We start from the raw sequence: 21,593 nt of genomic DNA, 5'->3' as shown, positions 1-21,593 counted from the left end.
AAGAGCCCTTTGGACAGAAACGTCCAAAGGGCTCCTTTTTTAAGATCAAAGGGTGTCCACCTGATAGCTCAGGGTGCGGCTTTCGCCGGGGGCCAGGGTGATGCAGAAGGCCTTGTCGGAAAGTTCCGGGCCCTCGTCCACCACGGCAGGGACGCCGTGCCAGGGCTCGATGCACAGATAGGGGGCCGCCTTGCCTGGCATGGACCACAGGGCCAGCACCGGGAAGCCGGGGAAGGTCATGCGCACGCCTTTGCCGCTCTTCTTACTGCGCAGGCGTACCGACTGGGACTTGAGGCCCTGGAAGACCAGGGTGTCCATGTCATCAAAGTACTGGTAGGTCAGAGGAAGCACGTCGGTGTTCTCCAGGCAGGGGCGGGTGCGGTTGCGGTCCAGACCGTTGGCGTCGGGCACCAGGGTGGGGCAGGTTTCCTTCTCGTCAAAGAGCACCTCGTAGTCGGTGAAGGACTCCCCCTCCTCCAGGGGGCAGCGGAAGCCGGTGTGAGCTCCCAGGCAGAAGGGCATGGGCTTGTCTCCGGTGTTGGTGACGGTAACGGCGGTGGTAAAGCCGGTGTCAGTGAGCTGCTGGCGCACCGTCAGCTTGAAGGGGTAGGGATAGACCGCCAGGGTGTCGGCACTCTCCCGCAGCTCCAGCTCCGCCCAGTCCTCACCGTGGCCGATGACGGAAAATTCACTGTTGCGGGCAAAGCCGTGGCGCTTCATGGATACCTCGTTGCCCTCGATGTGTACCTTGCCGTCCCGCAGTCCGCCCACAATGGGGAAGAGGAGGGGATTGCGCCCGGCCCAGTAGGCCTCGTCTCCTGTCCAGATATACTCCAGACCGGCCTCGTCCCGGTAGGAGATCAGCTCGCCGCCGTGAGTGGCTACCCGGGCGGTGCGGCCGCCCCGCTTCAGTTCCAGTTCCATCTTACGCGCCTCCTTATGATTCTCACCAGCATTATACCGGCCAAAGTTTGGGAATGCAAGGCCGAAGCGTTTGACACAGGGCACATTCGGGGATAAAATAGATGAGACTATCAATAGGAAGGAGCAGCCGCTATGCTGTTTGCGCCATACGAGCGTGTCCATTACGCCCGCTCTCCGCTGGTGGAGGTTATCTGCCAGCTTCGTTTCCCCACCATCCTGTCCATCGGGGCCAATGAGCCCGCCGCCTTCCAGGAGGCCATTCGGAAGGATTTCCCCAAGTATATGACCCGGCAGGAGCAGCTTCCCCCCAAGGTGGTGAAGAAGGGCAACGCCACCGCCCTGGAGCCCCAGAAGCCCATCACCAACTACCACTTCATCTCGGAGGACGGCCGTTGGAAGATCAACCTGACCCAGAACTTCATCGCCCTGTCCACCCTGACCTACCAGCGGTGGGAGGACTTTGCCATCCGGCTGGATCAGGCCCTGGCCCAGTTCATCCAGATCTATCAGCCCGCCTACTTTGAGCGCATTGGCCTGCGCTACGTCAACGCCGTCTCCCGCAAGGCCCTGGGCCTGGAGGATCAGCTGTGGGACGACCTGATCCAGAGCCAGTATATCGGCATCCTGGGCGAGCCCGACGTGGAGGAGAGTGAGATCGTCAAGTGTGCCCTGGATGTGGAGACTCCTCTGGTGGGCGGCTATCGCATGAAGGTCCACGCCGGTCCCGGCCTGGTGGGCGCCAACAACCCCCAGAACGCCAACCAGCCCAAGGAGACCCGCTTCATCCTGGACAGCGACTTCTCCACCGGCGGCCAGATCAATGCCGACGCCGTGCCGGAGAAGCTGGAGAAGATGCACCGCTACGCCGTCTGCCTCTTCCGGGGCGCGGTGACCTCCACCCTCCACGAGGCCATGGGCCCCACTCTGGTGGCGGAATGACCGAAAAACTGACCATCCGCCCCGCCCGGCGGGAGGACCTGGACCAGATCTGGGCCCTGGTGCGCCGGGCGGTGGTCCATATGAACCAGCTGGGCAACCCCCAGTGGGGGGAGGACTACCCCACCCGGGACTTTTATGCCGGGGATATCGACCGGGGCGAGCTGTACGCCGCCATTATTGACGGCCAGCTGGCCGGAGTGGCCTGTATCAACACCAGCGAGTCTCCCGAGTACGATCCCCTGCCCTGGACCACCAGCCGCCCGGCGGTGGTCATCCACCGCATGGCCATCGACCCCATCTTCCAGCGCCATGGAGTGGGCTCCGCCCTCTTTGCTTTTGCCGAGGGGGAGGCCCGCCGTCAGGGCATTGCCGCCATGCGCATCGACACCTATTCGCTGAATGACCGGATGCAGGCCCTCATCCGCAAGATGGGCTTTACCAAGGTGGGGGAGACCCACCTCCACGGCCGGCCCCTTACCTACCCCTGCTTCGAGAAGGCCCTTGCAATTTGACTGCAAGACACCTATAATAGACAGGTGTCTTGACAGTAAAGGAGGAACGGCCATGAAACAGCTGCTGCTGGTGGTGGATTACCAGAAGGACTTTGTGGACGGCGCCCTGGGCTTTGCCGGGGCGGAGAAACTGGACGGCCCCATCGCCCAGAAAATTGCCGCCTACCATGCCGCCGGTCACGACGTGGCCTTTACCATGGATACCCACCAGGAAAACTACCTGGAGACCCAGGAGGGGCGAAAGCTGCCGGTACCCCACTGCCTCATGAACTCGGAGGGGTGGCAGCTCTACGGCCAGACTGGACAGGCCATGGACAAGAGCCGGGATATGGTGGTGCGCAAGCCCGCCTTTCCCTCCCTGTGGCTGGGCGGCTGGCTGAAGGAACAGGGGTATGACCGCATTGAGCTGGTGGGGCTGGTGTCCTACCTGTGCGTGCTGTCCAATGCCATTGTGGCCAAGGGGGCGCTGCCGGAGGCGGAGTTGGTGGTGGATGCCGCCTGTACCGCCGGACCGGACCCCGCCCTCCATCACAACGTGCTGGACCTGATGGAGGCCCTGCAGATCACGGTTATCAACCGGGAGGTTACAACACCATGAAGGAACATATGAATTACACCCTGCTCTGCGACTTCTACGAGCTCACCATGGGCAACGGCTACTTCCAGACGGAGGGCTATGCCGAGCAGGTCTGCTACTTTGACGTGTTTTTCCGCAACGTGCCCGACGGGGGCGGTTTTGCCATCGCCGCCGGTCTGGAGCAGGTCATCGACTATGTGGAGCGGCTCCACTTTGACGAAGAGGATATCGCCTATCTGCGGGGCAAGGGCTGCTTCTGCGAGGGCTTCCTGGAGTATCTGAAGAACTTCAAGTTCACCGGCGACATCTGGGCCGTGCCTGAGGGCACCCCCATCTTCCCCCGGGAGCCCTTCCTCACCGTGCGGGCCCCCGCCATTGAGGCCCAGTTTATCGAAACCTTCCTGCTGCTCACCCTGAACCACCAGTCCCTCATCGCCACCAAGACCAACCGCATTGTGCGGGCGGCGGACGGGCGGCCGGTGAGCGAGTTTGGTTCCCGCCGGGCCCAGGGTCCCGACGCCGCCATTCTGGGCGCCCGGGCCTCCTACATCGCCGGCTGCGCCGGTACCGCCTGCACTCTGGCTGATGAGGTGTACGGCTCTCCCGCCGGCGGCACCATGGCCCACTCCTGGGTCCAGATGTTCCCTGACGAGTATACCGCCTTCAAGACCTACTGCCAGCTCTATCCCCACTCCGCTACCCTGCTGGTGGATACCTACAACGTGCTCAAGTCCGGTGTGCCCAATGCCATCAAGGCCTTCAAAGAGGTGCTGCTGCCTCAGGGCATCACCAACTGCGCCATCCGGCTGGATTCCGGCGATCTGACCTACCTGTCCCGGAAGGCCCGCAAGATGCTGGACGCGGCGGGGCTCACCGAGTGCAAGATCGTGGCCTCCAACTCCCTGGACGAGTACATCATCCGGGACCTGCTGCTCCAGGGCGCCAAGATCGACTCCTTCGGCGTGGGCGAGCGGCTCATCACCTCCAAGAGCGAGCCGGTGTTCGGCGGCGTGTACAAGCTGGCCGCAGTGGAGGATAAAGAGGGCAATATCATCCCCAAGATTAAGATCAGCGCCAATCCGGACAAGATCACCAACCCCGGCTTCAAGAAGGTGTACCGCCTCTTTGACAATGAGACGGGGAAGGCCTTTGCCGACCTCATCACCCTGTGGGACGAAAAGGTGGACGAGAGCCAGCCTCTGGAGCTCTTCGACCCGGACGCCACCTGGAAGCGCAGTGTGTTCACCAACTTCACCGCCAAGGAGCTGCTGGTGCCCATCTTCCAGAAGGGCAAGCGGGTGTACGACTCCCCGCCCATCGCGGAGATGCGGGCCTGGTGCGCCGGGCAGATCGATCTGCTGTGGGACGAGGTGAAGCGCTTCGAGAATCCTCATAATTATTATGTCGACCTTTCTCAGAAGCTGTGGGACCTGAAACGGGACCTGCTGAACCGGGAGGGGAAGTAAGGAAAGAAATCCGTGGAGCGGAAGCGCTCCACGGATTTTCCATTTCCTGTGGTCGACACATCTTTCCTCAGGAGCTAGAATGAGGGTGCGAAGGCTCTAAGTACGAAAATCAAATTAAGGAGGATATGCTTATGAGACGAACACATAAACGGCTCGGCAGCTTGCTGCTGGTTATGGCAATGCTGCTGACGTTGCTGCCTGTGTCGGCAATGGCGGCAGATACTACGGTTACAAGCTTTGGCAGCTTGAAGGATGCAGTACGATCTGCTGATTCTGGGGACACAATTACGATAAGTGACACGATTGAACTGGATGGAGATCTGGAAATTCCGGAAGGTAAAGAGCTTACGCTGAAAGGCGAAAGTGATGCTGCCAAGCTGGCCACTTCCGGGCAGAATACCATCCTGGTTAAAGGAAACTTGACCATCCAGAATCTGCGGATCGGCGGTCTAATGGATGCGGGTTATGCGCCCATTACGGTAGCAGCAGATAATGCACAGCTCTATTCGGATAGGATGGTGCTGGAAAATACCTGCACCAGTGGAAGCGATGGCTTTGCCACTGCTGCCCAGGGGATCCAGGTTGCATCTACCAAGGCTACCTTTAATAGCGCTCCCTCCAATGTAACGATCCACCTCAAAAATTCTACGGTGGCTCTTAACGCAGCCTCTGCGCGTGGCATCTCTTTTGGACAGGGCAACACAAAGGATAATAAGCTTATTCTGGACAATACCGTTGTAAGAAATGGTGTAAATTGGCAAAATGAGTGGATGGGCGGATATAGTCGTGGCCTAAATCTGCCTGGAAATACCGTAAGTTCTGTTGAGATCTTAAATGATTCCAAAATATATGGGTGGCAATATGCGGTAAATACTACTAGCACAGGAGATATGGATGGTGCAGATATTACTGTGGATCATTCTTCGCTGCTGGGCTGGAGTGGTTTTAATATTTGGACAGACAACGGCAGTATCACGATTCAGAATCAGTCCACGGTCATTGGTACAAATGGACAATATAATACGGATAAAAAATATAGCTTTTCTGTGATCGTGATCAATGGGGATATTTATAATTCCGGAAATCCTGATGCAACTGGAAATCGTTTGGTCATTGCAGACTCTACTATTGCTGCAGATACTATCGGTAATGTAACTCCGGTTGAAACACTGATCCGGATCGACAGAGATGACAATAGTGTAAAGTTTTATGGCACGGTGACCTTTACTGATAGTACGGGTGGTAGTGCTGGTGCAGTGTTTGATATTGGTAACATGGATGACCCAATAGCCTTTATAGAGCGCCACGTCGATTTGACAGACGGGGTGGTGGTCAATACCCCAAATGGAAATCCTGTATGGCCTTCCTATGAAGTATACTATTACTGGGAGGGCGGCGGTGTCCTTGCCGCTTTGCAAGATGTCTTAACTAGTAGTAATGGCCTGAATCTGACGCCCGGAGAAGGTATCGAACTGAGACAAAATGCGACCCTTACCAATGATGTGGAAGTAAAAATGGCAGGTGGTGTGGGTCCCTTTACTTTAAAGTTGGGCGAATATACCGTCAGTGGAGGTAAGATCATCTTGGCTGATGGTATGAGTGTTATCTGTGACAGACAGGCGGATGATCTATTTGATGCTGCTGCACGGATTGGTTCTACTTATTATGCATCTTTTGATGATGCGGTCGATGCAGCTCAAAATGGTGATACTATTCTGTTGCTGAAAGATGTAGAGTCCTCTGTTGCTGTCACTATTCCTGCTGGAGTAACTTTGGATGGTAATGGCAAGACTCTGGCATATACCGGCGGCAGTGTTGGAGCCCCCTCTGATGGTGCGTTTGTAAACGCTGGTGGCGGGAATGTGATCGTTAAAAATCTGATCGTTGAGACTAACGACCAGATCAAGCACGGTGTACAGTTTTACTGCTGTAGTGGCGGCAAGCTTAGTGGTGTAACTGTTCGTGGCGGTACCTACACCTCTGTTATGATCAATGGTGCCAATGTTACATTGGAAAATTGCGATCTGCATCCGGCGGCAAGTGCTTATGCCAATATCGAATATGCCATGGGCGGCGGAGTGACCGAGATCCCTGAGATCACCCTGTCCAATGTGACGGGTAACTCCGGCAAACCCTTAGTGTATGCGGATAAGGCTACCGCTATCGCTCTGAATGCTGAGGATGATCATATTAGCGAAGACGCGACCCAGGAGCAGATTGCTGCTGCTATCAATGAAAAGTATCTCCATGGTGCTGAGATCACGCTGTATTATGCACCGGATGGAGGTAGCGGTGAAGGCACCGTAATTCCTGGCACACAGACCTACACTATTACCTTCGACGTCAACGGCGGCAATGCACTTGCCGAAACGACTGCTACGACTAATAACGAGGGTAAGCTAACTGAACTGCCTACCCCGACAAAAGCGGGCGAGTACATTTTTACTGGCTGGTATACTGCCGCTGAGGGTGGAATGCAGGTTACTGGACAGTATGTATTTACAGCCAACAGCACGATCTATGCCCACTGGAATTATACTGGCGGCGGTTCTTCTACTGGCGGTACCACCGAGCCCTCCGGCGACTACCTGGTGAATGTGGACCGCACCACCGGCGGCCGTGTGACTGTGAATCCCGGCCGGGCCGACAAGGGTGACACCGTGACCATCACCGTGAAACCCGACAAGGGCTACGAGCTGGACAGCCTGATCGTCACCGCCAAGGACGGCGGCGCCGTCAAGCTGACCGAGAAGAGCGCCAACAAGTTCACCTTCAAGATGCCCGGCTCCAAGGTCACCGTGGAGGCCGTGTTCGTGAAGGAGGAGACCAAGCCTGTGGTCACCCTGCCCTTCGCCGACGTGAACAAGGGCGACTGGTACCACGATGCGGTGGAGTACGTCTATGAGAATGACCTCATGAACGGCACCTCCGCTACCACCTTCTCTCCCTTCGTCACCACCAGCCGGGCTATGATCCTCACCATCCTGGCCCGCTACGACGGCGTGGACACCTCCACCGGCTCCACCTGGTATGAGGCTGGCGCTGTGTGGGCCATCGCCGAGGGCGTGTCCGACGGCACCAACCTGGAGGCCAACCTGACCCGTGAGCAGCTGGTCACCATGCTGTGGCGCTACGCCGGCAGCCCCGTGGTGGAGAGCGACCTGTCCGGTTATCCCGACAGCGCCTCTGTCAGCGACTGGGCGGTGAACGCCATGATCTGGGCCGTGGAGAGCGGCGTCATCACCGGCAACGGCGCCGGCGCTCTGAATCCCCAGGGCACCGCTACCCGCGCTGAGGTTGCCACCATCCTCATGCGCTTCATCGAAAAGTAAATTAGATCCAAATAAAAAATGGCCGCCTTCGGGCGGCCATTTTTATGAGCTGAGTTTTTGCGGTTGGCTGATTTATGTAGTCCATGGATTGGCAGAAGAAAAATCGCATAGAAAATCCGCATGGGGCAAAGCTATGCTCGGATCACCGATCCAACAAAACGATTGCAAAGGAGATGCAACATCATGTCCAACAGCAACAGCAATCAGCCCGTGGTTTCCAGCGCTCGCGAGGCCCTGAACAAGTTCAAGATGGAGGCCGCCTCCGAGGTGGGTGTCAACCTGAAGCAGGGCTACAACGGCGATCTCACCAGCCGTGAGGCCGGTTCCGTTGGAGGCCAGATGGTGAAGAAGATGATCAAGGCCTATGAGGACGGCATGACCAAGTAAGTAAACCGTCATCAGCGAAGATCCGCTCTGAACAACGCAGAAGAGCCGCCAGTCAATCGACCGGCGGCTCTTCTGTGCGTGTATCGTTCCGTGCCTGCCATTGGTCCGGCCCTTCCTCCGGGCTGAGCAGGCAGTCGTCTGTCAGACAGCGGTACCGGAGGCCCCGGAAGGACACCACGTCCCCGCGTGCATAGCCGTCCCGATCCCCCGCGGGGCGGCTCCACAGGGGGACGCCGCCGCTGTCCAGACCCACCGGCTCATAGAGCTCCGGAGTGTGCTCCGGCAGCGAGGCGGCGGAGGACCGGTGGTCCAGGGTCACCTGGTAGAGCTGGGGATCGCCCACAGAGTTGAAACCTCGGCGGACATAATCTCCCGTCTGGTACACTGCACCGGGCACAAATTCCGGGTAGACCCAAGCCACCTCCATGGCCCGGGCGGGTTCCAGCTGGGCGGCAAAGAGCTGGAGCAGGTGCAGCATCTGCTGAGATTGGATCTCGCCGGCAGACGGGATGGAATAGTTGAATAGCCCCATTTGAGATCACTTCCTTTTATTATAAGGAGAAACAGGGCCTTTTGTTGTACGTTTGCATACACCGAAAGACAAAAAACAGGAACGCCCGCCATTTGGCGGGCGTTCCTGCGTTTGAACAGAGAGGTAAGAGAGAGAGGAGAATGGTTTGTCATTTGTACCTGACGCTGTTATCATATCCGTTTTTCGCCAAGGGATGGTGAACAGGGTGTGAACAGATTCTAAAGGAATGATGAAGCTTTTCTTTCGATGTCTTTGGGTGGATTTTTGGTATATTCTCAACCACTGCCGCCATACTAAGGCCATCAAGGAAGAAACAGGGGGCGCCCATGGAACGATTCAGACTGAAGACCGCCATTTCCTTTGGAGCCGATGCGCTGGCCGCCCTGGAGGAGCTGGCCGGGCAGCGGGTGATGGTGGTCACCGACGACTTTTTGGCCAAATCCGGCCTGCTGGACCAGGTGAAGGCCCGGCTGCCCGGCTGCACCGTGGAGACCTTTACCGGCGTGGTGCCCGACCCGCCGCTGGAGGTGGTGGCCAGGGGTGCCAGGGCCCTGGCGGACTTCAAGCCCCAGGCGGTGGTGGCCTTCGGCGGCGGCTCCGCCCTGGACTGCGCCAAGGCCATGGTGGAGTACGGCAAAAAGCTGGGGGCGGCGGGGGAGATTTCCTTCTGGGCGGTGCCCACCACCGCCGGTACCGGCTCGGAGGTCACCTCCTTCGCCGTGCTCACCGACAGCCAGAAGGGGGTGAAGTACCCCCTGGTGGACGACGATCTGCTGCCCCACCGGGCGGTGCTGGACCCGGTCTTTCTTGCCGGGGTGCCCCCCAAGGTGACGGCGGACACCGGTATGGACGTGCTCACCCACGCCGCCGAGGCCTATGTGGCCAAGGGTGCCAATGTGTACACCGACGCCCTGGCGGAGAAGGCCTTTGCCCTGGCCTGGAAAAACCTGCCCGCCGCCTTTCATGGGGACCAGGAGGCCAAGGCGGATATGCTGCTCTCCTCCAACCTGGCGGGGATGGCCTTCAATGGGGCCGGACTGGGGCTGAGTCACAGCATGGCCCACGCCCTGGGCGGACGGTTCCACATCCCCCACGGGCGGCTCAACGCCATGCTGCTGCCCCACGTGATCCGCTTCAACGCATCCGATCACCACACGGCGGAGCGGTACGCCGCCCTGGCCAAGGCCTGCGGCCTGACCCCCACCGCCCGGGGGCTGGCCTTTGCCATGGAGCGGCTGCGGGGGCGGCTGGAGCAGCCGGGCCGCCTGTCGGAGTGCGGGGTGGACCCCAAGGAGGTGAAGGCCAAGGGGGATGAGATCGCCGCCGCCGCCCTGGCCGACCTGTGCGCCCCCTCCAATCCCCGGAGCGTCACCGCCCAGGACATCAAGACCATTCTGCGGGAGCTGGCGTAATGGGGGAGCAGCTGCTATCTGTTGGCATTGACATCGGTACCTCCACTACCCAACTGATTTTATCCCGATTAACTTTGGAGAACCGGGCCACCCCCTTCACGGTGCCCCGGGTGTCCATCGCCGGGCGGGAGGTGCTCTACCGCTCCGCCATCCACTTCACCCCCCTGCTGTCCGACACCGTCATCGACGCTGCCGGGGTAAGGACCATTGTGGAGGAGGAGTACCGCAAGTCGGGCTTTGACAAGTCCCAGGTAGACACCGGGGCGGTCATCATCACCGGAGAAACTGCCCGGAAGGAGAACGCCAAAGAGGTGCTCTCTGCCCTGTCGGAGTTTGCCGGGGATTTCGTGGTGGCTACCGCCGGGCCGGACCTGGAGTCCATCCTGGCCGCCCGTGGAGCGGGTGCGGATGAATACGCAAAGGAGCATCACACAACAGTATTACACTTTGATATCGGCGGCGGCACCGCCAACCTGGCTTTGTACCGAAATGGAGAGCTGGTGCGCACCGGCTGCCTGGACGTGGGCGGGCGGCTCATCAAGGTGGACAAAGGCGGACAGGTCACCTACGTGTCCCCGGTGTTTCCCCGGGCCGGGTGCCCCGCCCCGGTGGTGGGCCAGCGGGTCACGCCGGAAACCTTGCAGCCCACCCTGCGGATCATGGTGGAGGCTCTGGAGCAGGCTGCGGGCCTGCGACCCGGCCGGGATAAGCTGGATGCCTTTCTTACGGAGGGCACTAGCTGGACGGTGGAGGAGGTGCCGGTGGTGTCCTTCTCCGGCGGGGTGGCCGACTGCATCGATCAACCGTCAGCGGACTGGCTGGCCTTCGGGGACATGGGCGTGCTGCTGGGGCGGGCCATTGCTGCCTCACCGGCCTTTCAGAAGGCAGGCCGCTTCCGGGGGGCGGAGACCATCCGGGCCACGGTGGTGGGGGCGGGGAGCCACGCCACCGATCTGTCCGGCTCCACCATCTTCTACCGGGACATCACCTTTCCCCTGAAAAACATCCCCATCCTCAAGCTGGCCGCCGGAGAGGAGGGGGGACCGCCGGAAGAACTGGCAAGGTGTATTCGGGACAAACTGGGCTGGTACCAGGACCAGGGGGGACTGGTGCAGCTGGCCCTGGCCCTGCGGGGAGAGCGCAACCCCTCCTACCGCCGCATCCAGGAGCTGGCCCAGGGGGTGGCGAAGGGCCTGGCTCCCCTGGTGGAGGCGGGCTTTGTTCCCATCGTGGCGGTGGAGGCCGACCAGGCCAAGGTGCTGGGTCAGGCCATGGCCGCCCTGCTGCCCGGCCCCCTGCTTTGTCTGGACAGCGTGGGGGTGGACAACGGGGACTATATCGACATCGGCGCCCCGGTGGCCGGGGGTGCGGTATTACCCATCGTTATAAAAACACTTGTATTTAACAAATCGTAGCCGCAAAGGAGCGATCACATGATACTCAAGACCAAGCTGCTGGGGCATGTCTATGAATTCAAGTCGATCAAGGACGCCCTGGCCAAAGCCAATGAGGAGAAGTCGGGAGACCGGCTGGCGGGCATTGCCGCCGAGAACGCTGAGGAGCGGGTGGCGGCCAAGGTGGTGGTGGCCAATCTGACTCTGGCCGACCTGCGCAACCACCCCGCCGTCCCCTATGAGGAGGACGAGGTCACCCGCATCATTCAGGACGACGTGAACGAAAAGATTTACGACCAGATCAAGAACTGGACGGTGGCCGAGCTGCGGGAATGGCTGCTGGCGGAAAACCACGACGGCGACGCCATCCGGTGGGTGAGCCGTGGCCTGACGGCCGAGATGATCGCCGCCGTGACCAAGCTGATGAGCAACATGGACCTGATCTATGCCGCCAAGAAGATCAAGGTTACCGCCCACTGCAACACCACCATCGGCCTGCCGGGCACCCTGTCCTGCCGCCTCCAGCCAAACCACCCCACCGACGACCCGGACGGCATCCTGGCCTCCCTGCTGGAGGGACTGACATTCGGGGCAGGTGACGCGGTGCTGGGCCTCAACCCGGTGGACGATTCGGTGGAAAGTGTGCGCCGGGTGCTGGACCGGTTCCATGAGGTGCGCAACCGCTGGAACATCCCCACCCAGATCTGCGTGCTGGCCCACGTCACCACCCAGATGGAGGCGGTGCGCAAGGGGGCCCCCTGCGACCTGATCTTCCAGTCCATCGCCGGGTCCCAGAAGGGCAACGAGGCCTTCGGCCTGGACGGCAAGCTGATTGAGGAGGCCCGGCAGCTGGCCCTGAAGGAGGGCACCGCCGTGGGGCCCAACGTGATGTACTTTGAGACCGGCCAGGGCTCCGAGCTGTCCTCTGAGGCTCACCATGGGGCGGACCAGGTGGTGATGGAGGCCCGGTGCTACGGCTTTGCCAAGCGGTTCCAGCCCTACCTGGTGAACACGGTGGTGGGCTTTATCGGACCGGAATATCTATATAATTCCAAGCAAGTAATACGGGCTGGATTGGAAGATCACTTCATGGGCAAGCTGACCGGCGTGCCCATGGGGTGCGACGCCTGCTACACCAACCACATGAAGGCCGACCAGAACGACATCGAGGATCTGGCGGTGCTGCTCACCGCCGCCGGGTGCAACTACTTTATGGGCATCCCCCACGGGGACGACGTGATGCTCAACTACCAGACCACCGGCTTCCATGAGACCGCCGCCCTGCGGGAGATGTTCGGCCTCACCGCCATTCCCCCCTTCCAGCGGTGGCTGGAGGACATGGGCTTTGTGGAGAACGGCAAGCTGACCCCCCTGGCGGGTGACGCGTCGGTGCTGCTGGGGTAAGGAGGTTTTGAATTTGGATGAAAAAGAACTGCGCTCCATGGTGGAGCGGATGGTGCTGGAGCTGGCGGGAAAGCCTGCTGCCGTGACCGCGACCCGGCCCGCCTCCCGGCAGGAGGATGTGAGCCAGGGCTGCCTGGAGGATATTACCCAGATCGACCTGCGGCGGCAGTACCTGGTGGACAACCCCCGCAGCGGCCAGGCCTTTCAGGACCTGAAGTTAAAGACCCCCGCCCGGCTGGGCCTGGGGCGAGCGGGAGCCCGGTACCGGACCATCTCCATGCTGCGGATGCGGGCCGACCACGCCGCTGCCCAGGACTCGGTGTTCTCCCATGTGCCCGACGAGTTTGCGGTGAACAACGGCTTTGTGCCCGTCCAGACCCTGTGCCAGACCAAGGACGAGTACCTGACCCGGCCCGACAAGGGCCGCCGGTTCGACGAGGAGAACCAGGCCATCATCAAAAAGACTTTTGGGCAGAATCCCAAGATCGCCCTGGTGGTGGGGGACGGACTCAGTTCCGCCGCCATCGAGGCCAACGCTGTGGACTGCCTCCAGGCGGTGCGGGCGGGCCTGAAGGCCTACGGTCTGGAGGGCGGCCCGGTGCTCTATGTGAAGTACTGCCGGGTGGGCGCCTCCGACCACATCGGCGACCTGACGGGTGCGGAGGTTGTGTGCATGCTGGTAGGGGAGCGGCCCGGCCTGGTGACCGCCGAGTCCATGTCGGCATACCTGACCTACAAGCCCCACATTGGCATCCCCGAGTCCAAGCGGACGGTGATCTCCAACATCCACAAGGGGGGCACCACCGCCGTGGAAGCCGGGGCCCATATTGCGGAACTCATCAAGACCATGCTGGACAAGAAGGCCAGCGGCATTGACCTAAGGGGGTGATTCTATGGTAGGCGATCTGATCCCGGCCAAGGTGCTGGCCACCCGCACCATTGCCAACGTCAGCGAGACCTTGGCCAAGAAGCTGGGCCTGCCCCGGCAGTACCGTTCCATCGGCCTCATCACCGCCGACAGCGACGACATGACCTACTGCGCCCTGGACGAGGCCACCAAGGCGGCGGCGGTGGAGGTGGTATACGGCAAGTCCCTCTATGCCGGGGCTGCCAATGCCTCCACCGCCCTGGCCGGTGAGGTCATCGGCATCCTGGCCGGGCCCAACCCGGCGGAGGTCCAGTCCGGCCTGCGGGCCTGCGTGGACTTCATGAACAGCGGGGCGGGGTTCCGCTCCGCCAACCAGGACGACTCCGTCATCTACTTCGCCCACACCGTCTCCCGCACCGGGACCTATCTGTCCAAGGTGGCGGGGGTGCGGGAGGGGGAGGCGCTGGCCTACCTCATCGCCCCGCCCCTGGAGGCCATGGTGGGACTGGACGAAGCCATGAAGGCCTCCGATGTGGAGCTGGTGGCCCTCTTTGAGCCCCCCAGCGAAACCAACTTCGGCGGCGGCCTGCTCACCGGCACCCAGAGTGCCTGCGACGCGGCGGCAGCCGCCTTTGCCGAGGCGGTGAAGGCGGTGGCGGACCATCCCAAGGAGGTGTGATCCTATGGAATTTGATAAAGATCTGAGATCGGTTCAGGAGGTCCGGGACCTGCTGGCCCAGGCTCGAAAGGCCCAGAGGGCTCTGGCCGTCATGACCCAGGAACAGCTGGACGCCATCACGGCGGCCATCTCCCGGGCCGGGGCCCAGCATGCCCGGCGGCTGGCCGACATGGCGGTGGAGGAGACCGGCTTCGGCCGGAAGGAGGACAAGGAGATCAAAAACCGCTTCGCGGCGGTGACCTTGTACGAGGCCATTCGGGACCAGAAGACCCACGGTATCCTGGCCGAGGATAGGGAGCACCGAACGGTGGACATCGGCGTGCCGGTGGGTGTGGTGGCCGGTCTGGTGCCCTCCACCAATCCCACCTCCACCGTGATCTACAAGGCCATGATCTGCATGAAGGCGGGCAACCCCATCGTGTTCTCCCCCCATCCCGGTGCGGCCAACTGCATCCAGGAGACGGTAAACGTGATCCGCCGGGCGGCGGAGGAGGCGGGGGCACCGGCAGGGGCCATCTCCTGCATCACCACCCCCACCATCGAGGCCACCAACGCCCTCATGCGCCACGACACCACCCGGCTTATCCTGGCCACCGGCGGCGCGGCCATGGTGAAGGCGGCCTACTCCTCCGGCACCCCCGCCATCGGCGTGGGCGCCGGCAACGGCCCGGCCTATATCCACCACACCGCCAACGTGGAGCAGGCGGTGAAGCGCATCCTGGACTCCAAGACCTTTGACAACGGCACCATCTGCGCCAGCGAACAGAGCGTCATCATGGAGGCCCGGATGGAACCGGCGGTGAAAGCCGCCCTCCGGGCCCAGGGGGCCTATCTGCTGGATGAGGAGGAGACAAAGCAGCTCTCCCGCTTCATCCTGCGGGCCAACGGCACCATGAACCCCGCCATCGTGGGCAAGAGCGTGGCCACCGTGGCCCAGCTGGCGGGCTTAAATCGGGTGCCCCCCTCCGCCCGGGTGCTGGTGGCCCGGGAGACCGGGGTGGGCAAGGGCCATCCCTACTCCAGCGAGAAGCTGGGCCTCATCCTGGGCTGCTTTGTGGAGCCCAACGAGGAGGCGGTGCTCAACCGCTGCATCGAGATCCTGGAGTGGGAGGGGGCGGGTCACACCTTCTCCATCCACACCGAGGACGAACAGGTGGCCAAGCGGTTCGCCGCCGCTGTCCCCGCCAGCCGGGTGCTGGTGAACACCCCCTCCGCCCTGGGCGGCATCGGGGCCACCACCTGCCTGTTCCCCGCCCTTACCCTGGGCTGCGGCGCGGTGGGCGGGTCGTCCTCCTCCAACAACATCGGCCCTCTGGACCTCATCAACATCAAGCGGGTGGCCTGGGGCGTGAAGGAGCTGGAGGAGCTGCGGGGCGGCAGTCCGCTCTCCACCGCGACCTGCACCGTGGACGAGGCGCTGCTCAACCGGCTGGTGGAGCAGATCATGGGGAGGCTGAGATAAGATGAGCGAGGTCAACGCCGATGGCGTACTGCTGGACCCCCATGAGGCCATTTTGCAGGAGGCCCAGAACCTGACCAATGCCCTGCTGGCCGAGAAGCCAGAGGGACTGGAGGAGGATATGGAGCACCCGGTCCAGGCCGCCAACGGGGAGGAGGCCGGCGAGGCCGGGGGAGCCCCCCATATGCCGGTGGCCGAAATGCCCCGGCAGGAGCCAAAAAAGAAGGCCCAATCGGGCCGGGGCAGAAAAAGTAAGGCGGCTCCCGCCCAACCGGTGGAGCCCATGAAACAGACAACTGACAGGAGGAAACAGAACATGGCAAATACAAATGCGCTGGGTATGGTGGAGACCAAGGGACTGGTGGGGGCCATTGAGGCCGCCGACGCTATGGTGAAGGCCGCCAATGTGCAGCTGGTGGGCAAGGAGCAGGTAGGCGGCGGTCTGGTGACCGTCATGGTCCGGGGTGACGTGGGGGCCGTCAACGCCGCCACCGACGCGGGCGCCGCCGCCGCTGAGAAGGTGGGCGAGCTGATTTCCGTCCACGTCATTCCCCGCCCCCACGCCGAGGTGGACCACATCCTGCCCCACGCCGGCGAGGGCATGAGCGAATAAATGGAGCTGCTTACCCGTGAGGACGTGCGCCGCATGTCGGACAACGGCACCCGGGGGCCAGTGGTGGTCAACCGTGACCAGAAGCTGACCCCCGGGGCCCGGGACTGGCTGGCTGCCCACAAGATCCAGGCGGTCTTTCCCCAAGGCCGGGATGATTCAGCTGCTCCTGCCGCTGCCAAGTACCGAACCCTCTTTGGGGCTACCTTGAACGAAAAGCCGGAGCACATGACCCATCTCAAGGGCAATATCCTGGTGCGCAAGGACCACCCCCGCATCGCCTTCCGAGGCATGATCGACGCTCTGGAGGGGGAGATTATGCTGGCCCAACAGGCATCCCATGAGTACCCGGCTCTGGTGAAGGAGCTGGAAGAGGCCCTGGCCCTGGTGCGGCGGCTCATCCGCTGCGACGTGCTGGACGAGCCGGTGGGGGAGTTAAATTTGTGCGGCTACGACGCCGGGCAGCTGCGGGAGTACTCCCACTACCCGGACAAGTACCTGGGCCAGCCCCACTTCCTGCCCGCCTACACCGACGGGCCTGCCCTGCTGGCGGTGAACAAGGTGCGCACTATGGTGCGGCAGGCCGAGCTTTCGGCCTATGCCGCCTTCAAAGATGTGGAGGGCAACGTGACCCGGGGGGACATCATCCTGGCCCTGAACCGGCTGTCCTCCCTCATGTGGATCTTGATGATCAAGCTAAAGGCGGGACGCTATGAACACGCTGAATAATGTCAATATCGAGGCCCTGGCGGAGCAGATCGTCCGCCGCTTGATGGTGGAGGTGGAGGCCAGCGGCCGCCATGTCCACCTGTCCCAGGCCGACCTGGAGACCCTCTTCGGCCCCGGCTTCCGGCTGACCCGGGTAAAAGATTTGTCCCAGCCGGGACAGTTCGTGTGCGCCCAGCGGGTCACCCTGGAGGGGCCCAAAGGGTCCATCCCCAACGTGGTGGTGCTGGGCCCCGAGCGGAAGGAGAGCCAGGTGGAGATCTCCCTCACCGACGGCGTGGTGCTGGGCATTACGCCCCCGGTGCGGCTGTCAGGGGACATTGAGGGCACCCCCGGCATCACCCTGCGCAGCGGGGACCGGGTGCTCCGTCTGGACCGGGGGGTCATTGCCGCCAAGCGGCACATCCACATGACCCCGGAGGACGCCGCCCGCTTCGGGGTGGAGAATGGTCGGGAGGTGCGGCTCAAGTGCCTCACCGGGCGGCCCCTGACCTTTGAGGGGGTGGAGGTGCGGGTGTCCCCCCAGTTCGCCACCTTCGCCCACATTGACTACGACGAGGCCAACGCCTGCGGATTCAAAAAAGGGGACCGGGCCCTGCTTCTGCCATGAGGCTGGAGTGGCGGGGGCGCACCCTGGTCATCACCTGGCTGCCGGTGGGGGCCATGGGACGGCTGGCTGCCCTGGCGCCCGGCAGCCCGGGAGAGACTGAGGTGCTGGCCGCCCTGCTGGCGGGAGCCAGGGTGTGCCTGGAGCGGCGGGCGCTGGAGTACCGGCTCTACCGCCGTACCGCCCCGCCGTCAATCTATCGCCGCTGCCTGTCTCTGGAGCGGCAGCTGAGGGAGATGGGGATCTGTGTTGCTGGGACAGGTGGCCGGTAAGGTGTGGGCCACAAAAAAGGCCCCCAACCTCACCGGTCAGACCTTTCTGACGGTGGAGGTGGGGGACAGACTGCTGGTGTGTGCCGACTGCGTGGGCGCCGGTGAGGGCGAGCGGGTTCTCATCGCCACCGGCGGCGCCGCCCGGCTGGCGGCGGGGGGCAATATCCCCGTGGACGCTGCCATCGTGGGCATCATTGACCCGTAGGGAAAAGAAAGGGGACAGAATATGTCCATCAATGAGATCATCGTCTACCTGATGGTGGTGTTCATGGCGCTGGGCGCCATCGACCGCATTTTGGGCAACCGCTTCGGGCTGGGCGAGAAGTTTGAGGAGGGCATCATGGCCATGGGCTCTTTGGCTTTGGCCATGATCGGCATCATCTGTCTGGCCCCGGTGCTGGCCAACCTGCTGCGGCCGGTGGTGGTGCCCTTCTATCAGTTCCTGGGGGCCGACCCGGCCATGTTCGCCGGTACCATCCTGGCCAACGACATGGGGGGTGCGCCCCTGGCCCAAGAGCTGGCTCTCACCGAGGAGGCAGGCCAGTTCGGCGGCCTCATCGTAGGGGCTATGCTGGGACCCACCATCGTTTTTACCATCCCGGTGGGGCTGGGCATCATCAAGGCCGAGGACCGGCCTGCCCTGGCCACCGGTGTGCTGGCCGGCGTCATCACCATCCCCATCGGCAGCTTTGTGGGCGGCCTGGTGGCGGGCTTCCCCGTGATGATGGTGCTGCGCAACCTGCTGCCTATCGTGCTCTTCGCGGTGCTCATCGCCCTGGGCCTGGCCTTTGTGCCTAACGGCATGGTGAAGGGGTTCCAGGTCTTTGGCCGCATCATCGTTATCATCATCACCATCGGCCTGGCGGCCGCCATCATTGAGGCACTGACCCCCCTCACCATCATCCCCGGCCTCAACTCCATTGACGAGGGTATCTCCATCGTGGGCGACATCGCCATCGTGTTGGCGGGGGCCTTCCCCCTGGTGTACGTCATCACCAAGGTGTTCAGAAAGCCTCTGATGAAGCTGGGCAGCCTGCTGGGCATGAACGACGTGGCGGCGGCGGGCATGGTGGCCACCCTGGCCAACAACATCCCCATGTTCCAGATGCTCCACGACATGGACCGCCGGGGCAAGATCATCAATGTGGCCTTTGCAGTGTCGGCGGCCTTCGTGTTCGGCGACCATCTGGGCTTTACCGCCGGCTTTGACTCCACCATGATCTTCCCCATGATCGTGGGCAAGCTGGTGGGCGGCGTCACTGCCGTGGCGGTGGCCATGTTCCTCACCCGAAAGGAGACCGGTCATGGATAAGTGTAAGCTGGAAGAGATCATCCGCCAAGTGCTGCTGGAGCACCTGGGCGGTGGGGTGCAGGCGGTCAAGGTGCCTGCCCTCACCGTCACTGAGGCCCACCGGATGAACACCGGCAACCCCGGTGACAAGGTATACACCCGGGACCTGTTTACCCTGGAGCAGTCCCCCCGGCTGGGGGTGGGCATCATGGAGATGACCGACACCACCTTCCCCTGGACCCTGAACTACGACGAGATGGACTATGTGGTGGAGGGGCGGCTGGACATCCTGTGCAACGGGCAGAAGGTGTCCGCCGGGCCGGGGGAGCTGATCCACATACCCAAGGGCAGCGAGATCCAGTTCTCGGTCACCGGCCACGCCCGGTTCCTCTACTTCGTCTACCCCGCCGACTGGCAGAATCAGCAGTAAAAAAACGTCCAGCCCCCAGGGCTGGACGTTTTTTCAAAACTTGATCTTGGTGATAAAGGAGATGACGATAATGACCACCGCCATGATGCGGGTGACATTGACGGCACGCTCCGGGCCGTAGCGGCGCTGGAAGGAGCGGGGCGGAATGGGGAAAATCAGGAGGAACACACCCAGAACCGCACCGGACAGACTGGCCAGCAGACCGCTTCTCACCGTCTGCATGTTGATCATCAGCAGCACAAAGAAGAAGGTAAACCAGATAAAGAAGAGCTTGGGAAAGGTCAGATTCTTAAAATGTTTGTTCACGCTTGCTACACCCCTTTTGCCTATCATACTCCAGAGGAGAGGGTGCCGTCAACCGCTGTCTTCATCCGGCGGGCATAGTGAGGGACAAACCTGCATATACATGCCACAGCTATCGAAATCAGGCAGGAGTGTGGATGGATATGCAGACAGGATGGAATGAAAACCGGGCACTGCTCCGGGGCACCGCTGCGGCGGACCCGGTGTGGTCCCACGAGACCCACGGCGTTGTGTACGACACATTTCCCCTTACCGTTCTCCGGCTGTCCGGGTCGGAGGACACCATCAACGTCATTGTCCCCCGGGAGATGCTGGAGACCTGTCCGGTAAAGGCGGGCATGCCGGTGGAGGTGGAGGGGGAGGTGCGCTCTTTCAACAACAAGAGCGGCACCGGCAGCAAGCTGGTGATTACCCTCCACGCCAAGAGCCTCCGGCCGGGGGAGGGGCCCAACGAAAACCGCCTCACCCTGGCCGGGGTGCTGTGCAAGCCGCCGGTGCTCCGGCGCACCCCCCTGGGCCGGGAGATCTGCGATCTCATGCTGGCAGTCAACCGCAAGTACGGTCGGGCGGACTACTTACCCTGCATCTCCTGGGGGGCCCTGGCCCGCTGCTGCGGCGAGCTGGAGGTGGGGGACGGCGTGCGGCTGGAGGGCCGCCTCCAGAGCCGGGCCTACACCAAGCTGGAAAACGGCGAGAGCCGCCAGCGCACCGCCTTCGAGGTGTCGGTGATGCGCCTGGAGGGGGTGGAGTGCTGACCCCCGGCGGCAGGATTTGGAGGGGCCCCATGCCTGACGGCATCCGGAAGCCTGATATAATACTTAAATAGTAGGAATAAGCGGAGGCTTGTTTCATATTTTTTCTGGAGGAGCGTTCCTGTGCAAGTCCTCAGAGTATTGCTGGTGTTTCTGGCGCTGGCCATCGGGCTGATCACCCATAGTGCCCTGGCGTATTTTGCCTGATGGGCGGCACAAAGCCCCCCTTCCGCCGATAAGATGGCGGGAGGGGGGCTTTTGATGCAAGATACGGCGTTACGGGAACAGATTAAAACGGCGGACCGGTCCCTGTTCTTTCTCAGTGTGCTGCTGGGGTCCATCTGCCTGTCCTGGCTGGCCCTAGACCGACAGCGGCGGGGGCTGTGCCGGGACGGCAAGGCCCCGGATGTGACGGGGATGAGGCTGGTTAGCTCATCCCTGGTGGTTCTGGCCCTGGGGTACTTCTTCTGCCTGGGGGTGCAGGGCAGGAAGGAGAGCACCCGGGGCGGTGAGGTCAACTTCTGGGCCTCGCTGCTGGTGCTGCTGGCCGCCCTACTGCGGCTGTGGGACCTGCTGGAGGATGGGTAAGGAAAAGCGGTGGTGCTGCCTGTGGCAGCACCCCCCCCGGGGGGGGTAAAAAGGGGCCGCCCCCACCCCCCACACCATGGCGCACAAGGGGTAGGTGCCCGGGGGCCCCGTCTGGCCCCGATCGTTGGG

Annotated in this window: 24 protein-coding genes; 21 read left to right on the top strand and 3 right to left on the bottom strand. The window is 62.0% G+C overall.

From position 1 onward, the window contains the following. Nucleotides 1-45 precede the first annotated feature (45 nt). On the bottom strand, nt 46-924 hold the full coding sequence (locus tag J9789_RS14175) for an aldose 1-epimerase family protein (protein WP_209346346.1): 879 nt from the start codon (nt 922-924) through the stop codon (nt 46-48). Nucleotides 925-1,056: 132 nt separating this feature from the next. Between J9789_RS14175 and J9789_RS14170 the strand changes: the two genes are divergently transcribed. The 6 genes from J9789_RS14170 to J9789_RS14145 all read left to right on the top strand — a co-directional run bounded on the left by J9789_RS14170 (nt 1,057) and on the right by J9789_RS14145 (nt 8,137). Then, nucleotides 1,057-1,863 (top strand): TIGR04255 family protein, encoded by an 807-nt coding sequence (locus J9789_RS14170; RefSeq protein WP_209346345.1) that lies wholly within the window; start codon nt 1,057-1,059, stop codon nt 1,861-1,863. Then, nucleotides 1,860-2,375 (top strand): GNAT family N-acetyltransferase, encoded by a 516-nt coding sequence (locus tag J9789_RS14165; protein WP_209346344.1) that lies wholly within the window; start codon nt 1,860-1,862, stop codon nt 2,373-2,375. The genes J9789_RS14170 and J9789_RS14165 overlap by 4 nt, the downstream gene beginning before the upstream one ends. A 52-nt stretch (nt 2,376-2,427) precedes the next feature. Next, nucleotides 2,428-2,973, top strand: coding sequence for an isochorismatase family cysteine hydrolase (locus tag J9789_RS14160; RefSeq protein WP_209346343.1), 546 nt, complete (start codon nt 2,428-2,430; stop codon nt 2,971-2,973). Further along, a complete protein-coding gene (locus J9789_RS14155; RefSeq protein ID WP_209346342.1) occupies nt 2,970-4,418 on the top strand; it encodes a nicotinate phosphoribosyltransferase in 1,449 nt (482 codons plus the stop codon). The genes J9789_RS14160 and J9789_RS14155 overlap by 4 nt, the downstream gene beginning before the upstream one ends. Nucleotides 4,419-6,280: 1,862 nt before the next feature. Then, the gene (locus tag J9789_RS14150; RefSeq protein ID WP_209346341.1) at nt 6,281-7,750 is read left to right on the top strand and encodes an S-layer homology domain-containing protein; all 1,470 of its coding nucleotides are present in this window, start codon (nt 6,281-6,283) and stop codon (nt 7,748-7,750) included. A 183-nt stretch (nt 7,751-7,933) separates the two neighbouring features. Then, a complete protein-coding gene (locus tag J9789_RS14145) occupies nt 7,934-8,137 on the top strand; it encodes an alpha/beta-type small acid-soluble spore protein (protein WP_209346340.1) in 204 nt (67 codons plus the stop codon). Nucleotides 8,138-8,189: 52 nt separating this feature from the next. Here J9789_RS14145 and J9789_RS14140 read toward each other — a convergent pair whose 3' ends face one another. Then, the gene (locus J9789_RS14140; protein ID WP_209346339.1) at nt 8,190-8,669 is read right to left on the bottom strand and encodes a hypothetical protein; all 480 of its coding nucleotides are present in this window, start codon (nt 8,667-8,669) and stop codon (nt 8,190-8,192) included. Between the two features lie 326 nt (nt 8,670-8,995). On the opposite strand from J9789_RS14140, the gene J9789_RS14135 reads away from it, so the two are divergent. From J9789_RS14135 to J9789_RS14075, 13 genes are all read left to right on the top strand, one after another. Next, nucleotides 8,996-10,081 (top strand): 1-propanol dehydrogenase PduQ, encoded by a 1,086-nt coding sequence (locus J9789_RS14135; protein ID WP_209346338.1) that lies wholly within the window; start codon nt 8,996-8,998, stop codon nt 10,079-10,081. Next, nucleotides 10,081-11,496 (top strand): ethanolamine ammonia-lyase reactivating factor EutA, encoded by a 1,416-nt coding sequence (gene eutA, locus J9789_RS14130; RefSeq protein ID WP_209346337.1) that lies wholly within the window; start codon nt 10,081-10,083, stop codon nt 11,494-11,496. The genes J9789_RS14135 and eutA overlap by 1 nt, the downstream gene beginning before the upstream one ends. A gap of 18 nt (nt 11,497-11,514) precedes the next feature. Beyond that, nucleotides 11,515-12,879, top strand: coding sequence for an ethanolamine ammonia-lyase subunit EutB (locus J9789_RS14125; protein WP_209346336.1), 1,365 nt, complete (start codon nt 11,515-11,517; stop codon nt 12,877-12,879). A 13-nt stretch (nt 12,880-12,892) separates the two neighbouring features. Then, nucleotides 12,893-13,768 (top strand): ethanolamine ammonia-lyase subunit EutC, encoded by an 876-nt coding sequence (gene eutC / locus J9789_RS14120; protein ID WP_209346335.1) that lies wholly within the window; start codon nt 12,893-12,895, stop codon nt 13,766-13,768. Nucleotides 13,769-13,772: 4 nt separating this feature from the next. After that, nucleotides 13,773-14,426 carry an ethanolamine utilization microcompartment protein EutL gene (eutL, locus tag J9789_RS14115; RefSeq protein WP_209346334.1) on the top strand — a complete coding sequence of 218 codons (654 nt, stop codon included), beginning with the start codon at nt 13,773-13,775 and terminating at the stop codon, nt 14,424-14,426. 4 nt (nt 14,427-14,430) lie between these two features. Beyond that, nucleotides 14,431-15,888 carry an acetaldehyde dehydrogenase (acetylating) gene (locus J9789_RS14110; protein WP_209346333.1) on the top strand — a complete coding sequence of 486 codons (1,458 nt, stop codon included), beginning with the start codon at nt 14,431-14,433 and terminating at the stop codon, nt 15,886-15,888. A gap of 313 nt (nt 15,889-16,201) precedes the next feature. Beyond that, a complete protein-coding gene (locus J9789_RS14105) occupies nt 16,202-16,498 on the top strand; it encodes a BMC domain-containing protein (protein ID WP_209346478.1) in 297 nt (98 codons plus the stop codon). Beyond that, nucleotides 16,499-17,224 (top strand): ATP-binding protein, encoded by a 726-nt coding sequence (locus tag J9789_RS14100; RefSeq protein ID WP_209346332.1) that lies wholly within the window; start codon nt 16,499-16,501, stop codon nt 17,222-17,224. It abuts the gene before it with no gap. Beyond that, the gene (locus tag J9789_RS14095; RefSeq protein WP_245185306.1) at nt 17,217-17,831 is read left to right on the top strand and encodes a phosphate propanoyltransferase; all 615 of its coding nucleotides are present in this window, start codon (nt 17,217-17,219) and stop codon (nt 17,829-17,831) included. Before J9789_RS14100 ends, J9789_RS14095 begins: the two co-directional genes overlap by 8 nt. Further along, nucleotides 17,828-18,100 carry a hypothetical protein gene (locus J9789_RS14090; protein ID WP_209346330.1) on the top strand — a complete coding sequence of 91 codons (273 nt, stop codon included), beginning with the start codon at nt 17,828-17,830 and terminating at the stop codon, nt 18,098-18,100. Before J9789_RS14095 ends, J9789_RS14090 begins: the two co-directional genes overlap by 4 nt. After that, a complete protein-coding gene (locus J9789_RS14085) occupies nt 18,075-18,305 on the top strand; it encodes a EutN/CcmL family microcompartment protein (RefSeq protein WP_209346329.1) in 231 nt (76 codons plus the stop codon). Before J9789_RS14090 ends, J9789_RS14085 begins: the two co-directional genes overlap by 26 nt. A 21-nt stretch (nt 18,306-18,326) precedes the next feature. Beyond that, complete coding sequence (gene eutH, locus J9789_RS14080; RefSeq protein ID WP_209346328.1) at nt 18,327-19,412, top strand: ethanolamine utilization protein EutH; 1,086 nt, start codon at nt 18,327-18,329, stop codon at nt 19,410-19,412. Further along, complete coding sequence (locus tag J9789_RS14075; RefSeq protein WP_209346327.1) at nt 19,405-19,821, top strand: cupin domain-containing protein; 417 nt, start codon at nt 19,405-19,407, stop codon at nt 19,819-19,821. The genes eutH and J9789_RS14075 overlap by 8 nt, the downstream gene beginning before the upstream one ends. Nucleotides 19,822-19,854: 33 nt before the next feature. On the opposite strand, the gene J9789_RS14070 is transcribed toward J9789_RS14075, so the two are convergent. Next, nucleotides 19,855-20,127, bottom strand: a complete 273-nt coding sequence (locus J9789_RS14070) for a hypothetical protein (protein ID WP_209346326.1) — start codon at nt 20,125-20,127, stop codon at nt 19,855-19,857. Nucleotides 20,128-20,267: 140 nt separating this feature from the next. Between J9789_RS14070 and J9789_RS14065 the strand changes: the two genes are divergently transcribed. Both J9789_RS14065 and J9789_RS14060 read left to right on the top strand, forming a co-directional pair. Then, nucleotides 20,268-20,879, top strand: coding sequence for a single-stranded DNA-binding protein (locus J9789_RS14065; RefSeq protein WP_245185289.1), 612 nt, complete (start codon nt 20,268-20,270; stop codon nt 20,877-20,879). A 258-nt stretch (nt 20,880-21,137) separates the two neighbouring features. Next, the gene (locus J9789_RS14060) at nt 21,138-21,464 is read left to right on the top strand and encodes a hypothetical protein (protein ID WP_209346477.1); all 327 of its coding nucleotides are present in this window, start codon (nt 21,138-21,140) and stop codon (nt 21,462-21,464) included. Nucleotides 21,465-21,593 lie beyond the last annotated feature (129 nt).

Origin of the sequence: Flavonifractor sp. AGMB03687 (assembly GCF_017811815.1) — a bacterium.
Lineage (GTDB): Bacteria > Bacillota > Clostridia > Oscillospirales > Oscillospiraceae > Flavonifractor.
This window is presented reverse-complemented; position numbering and strand designations above follow the sequence as displayed.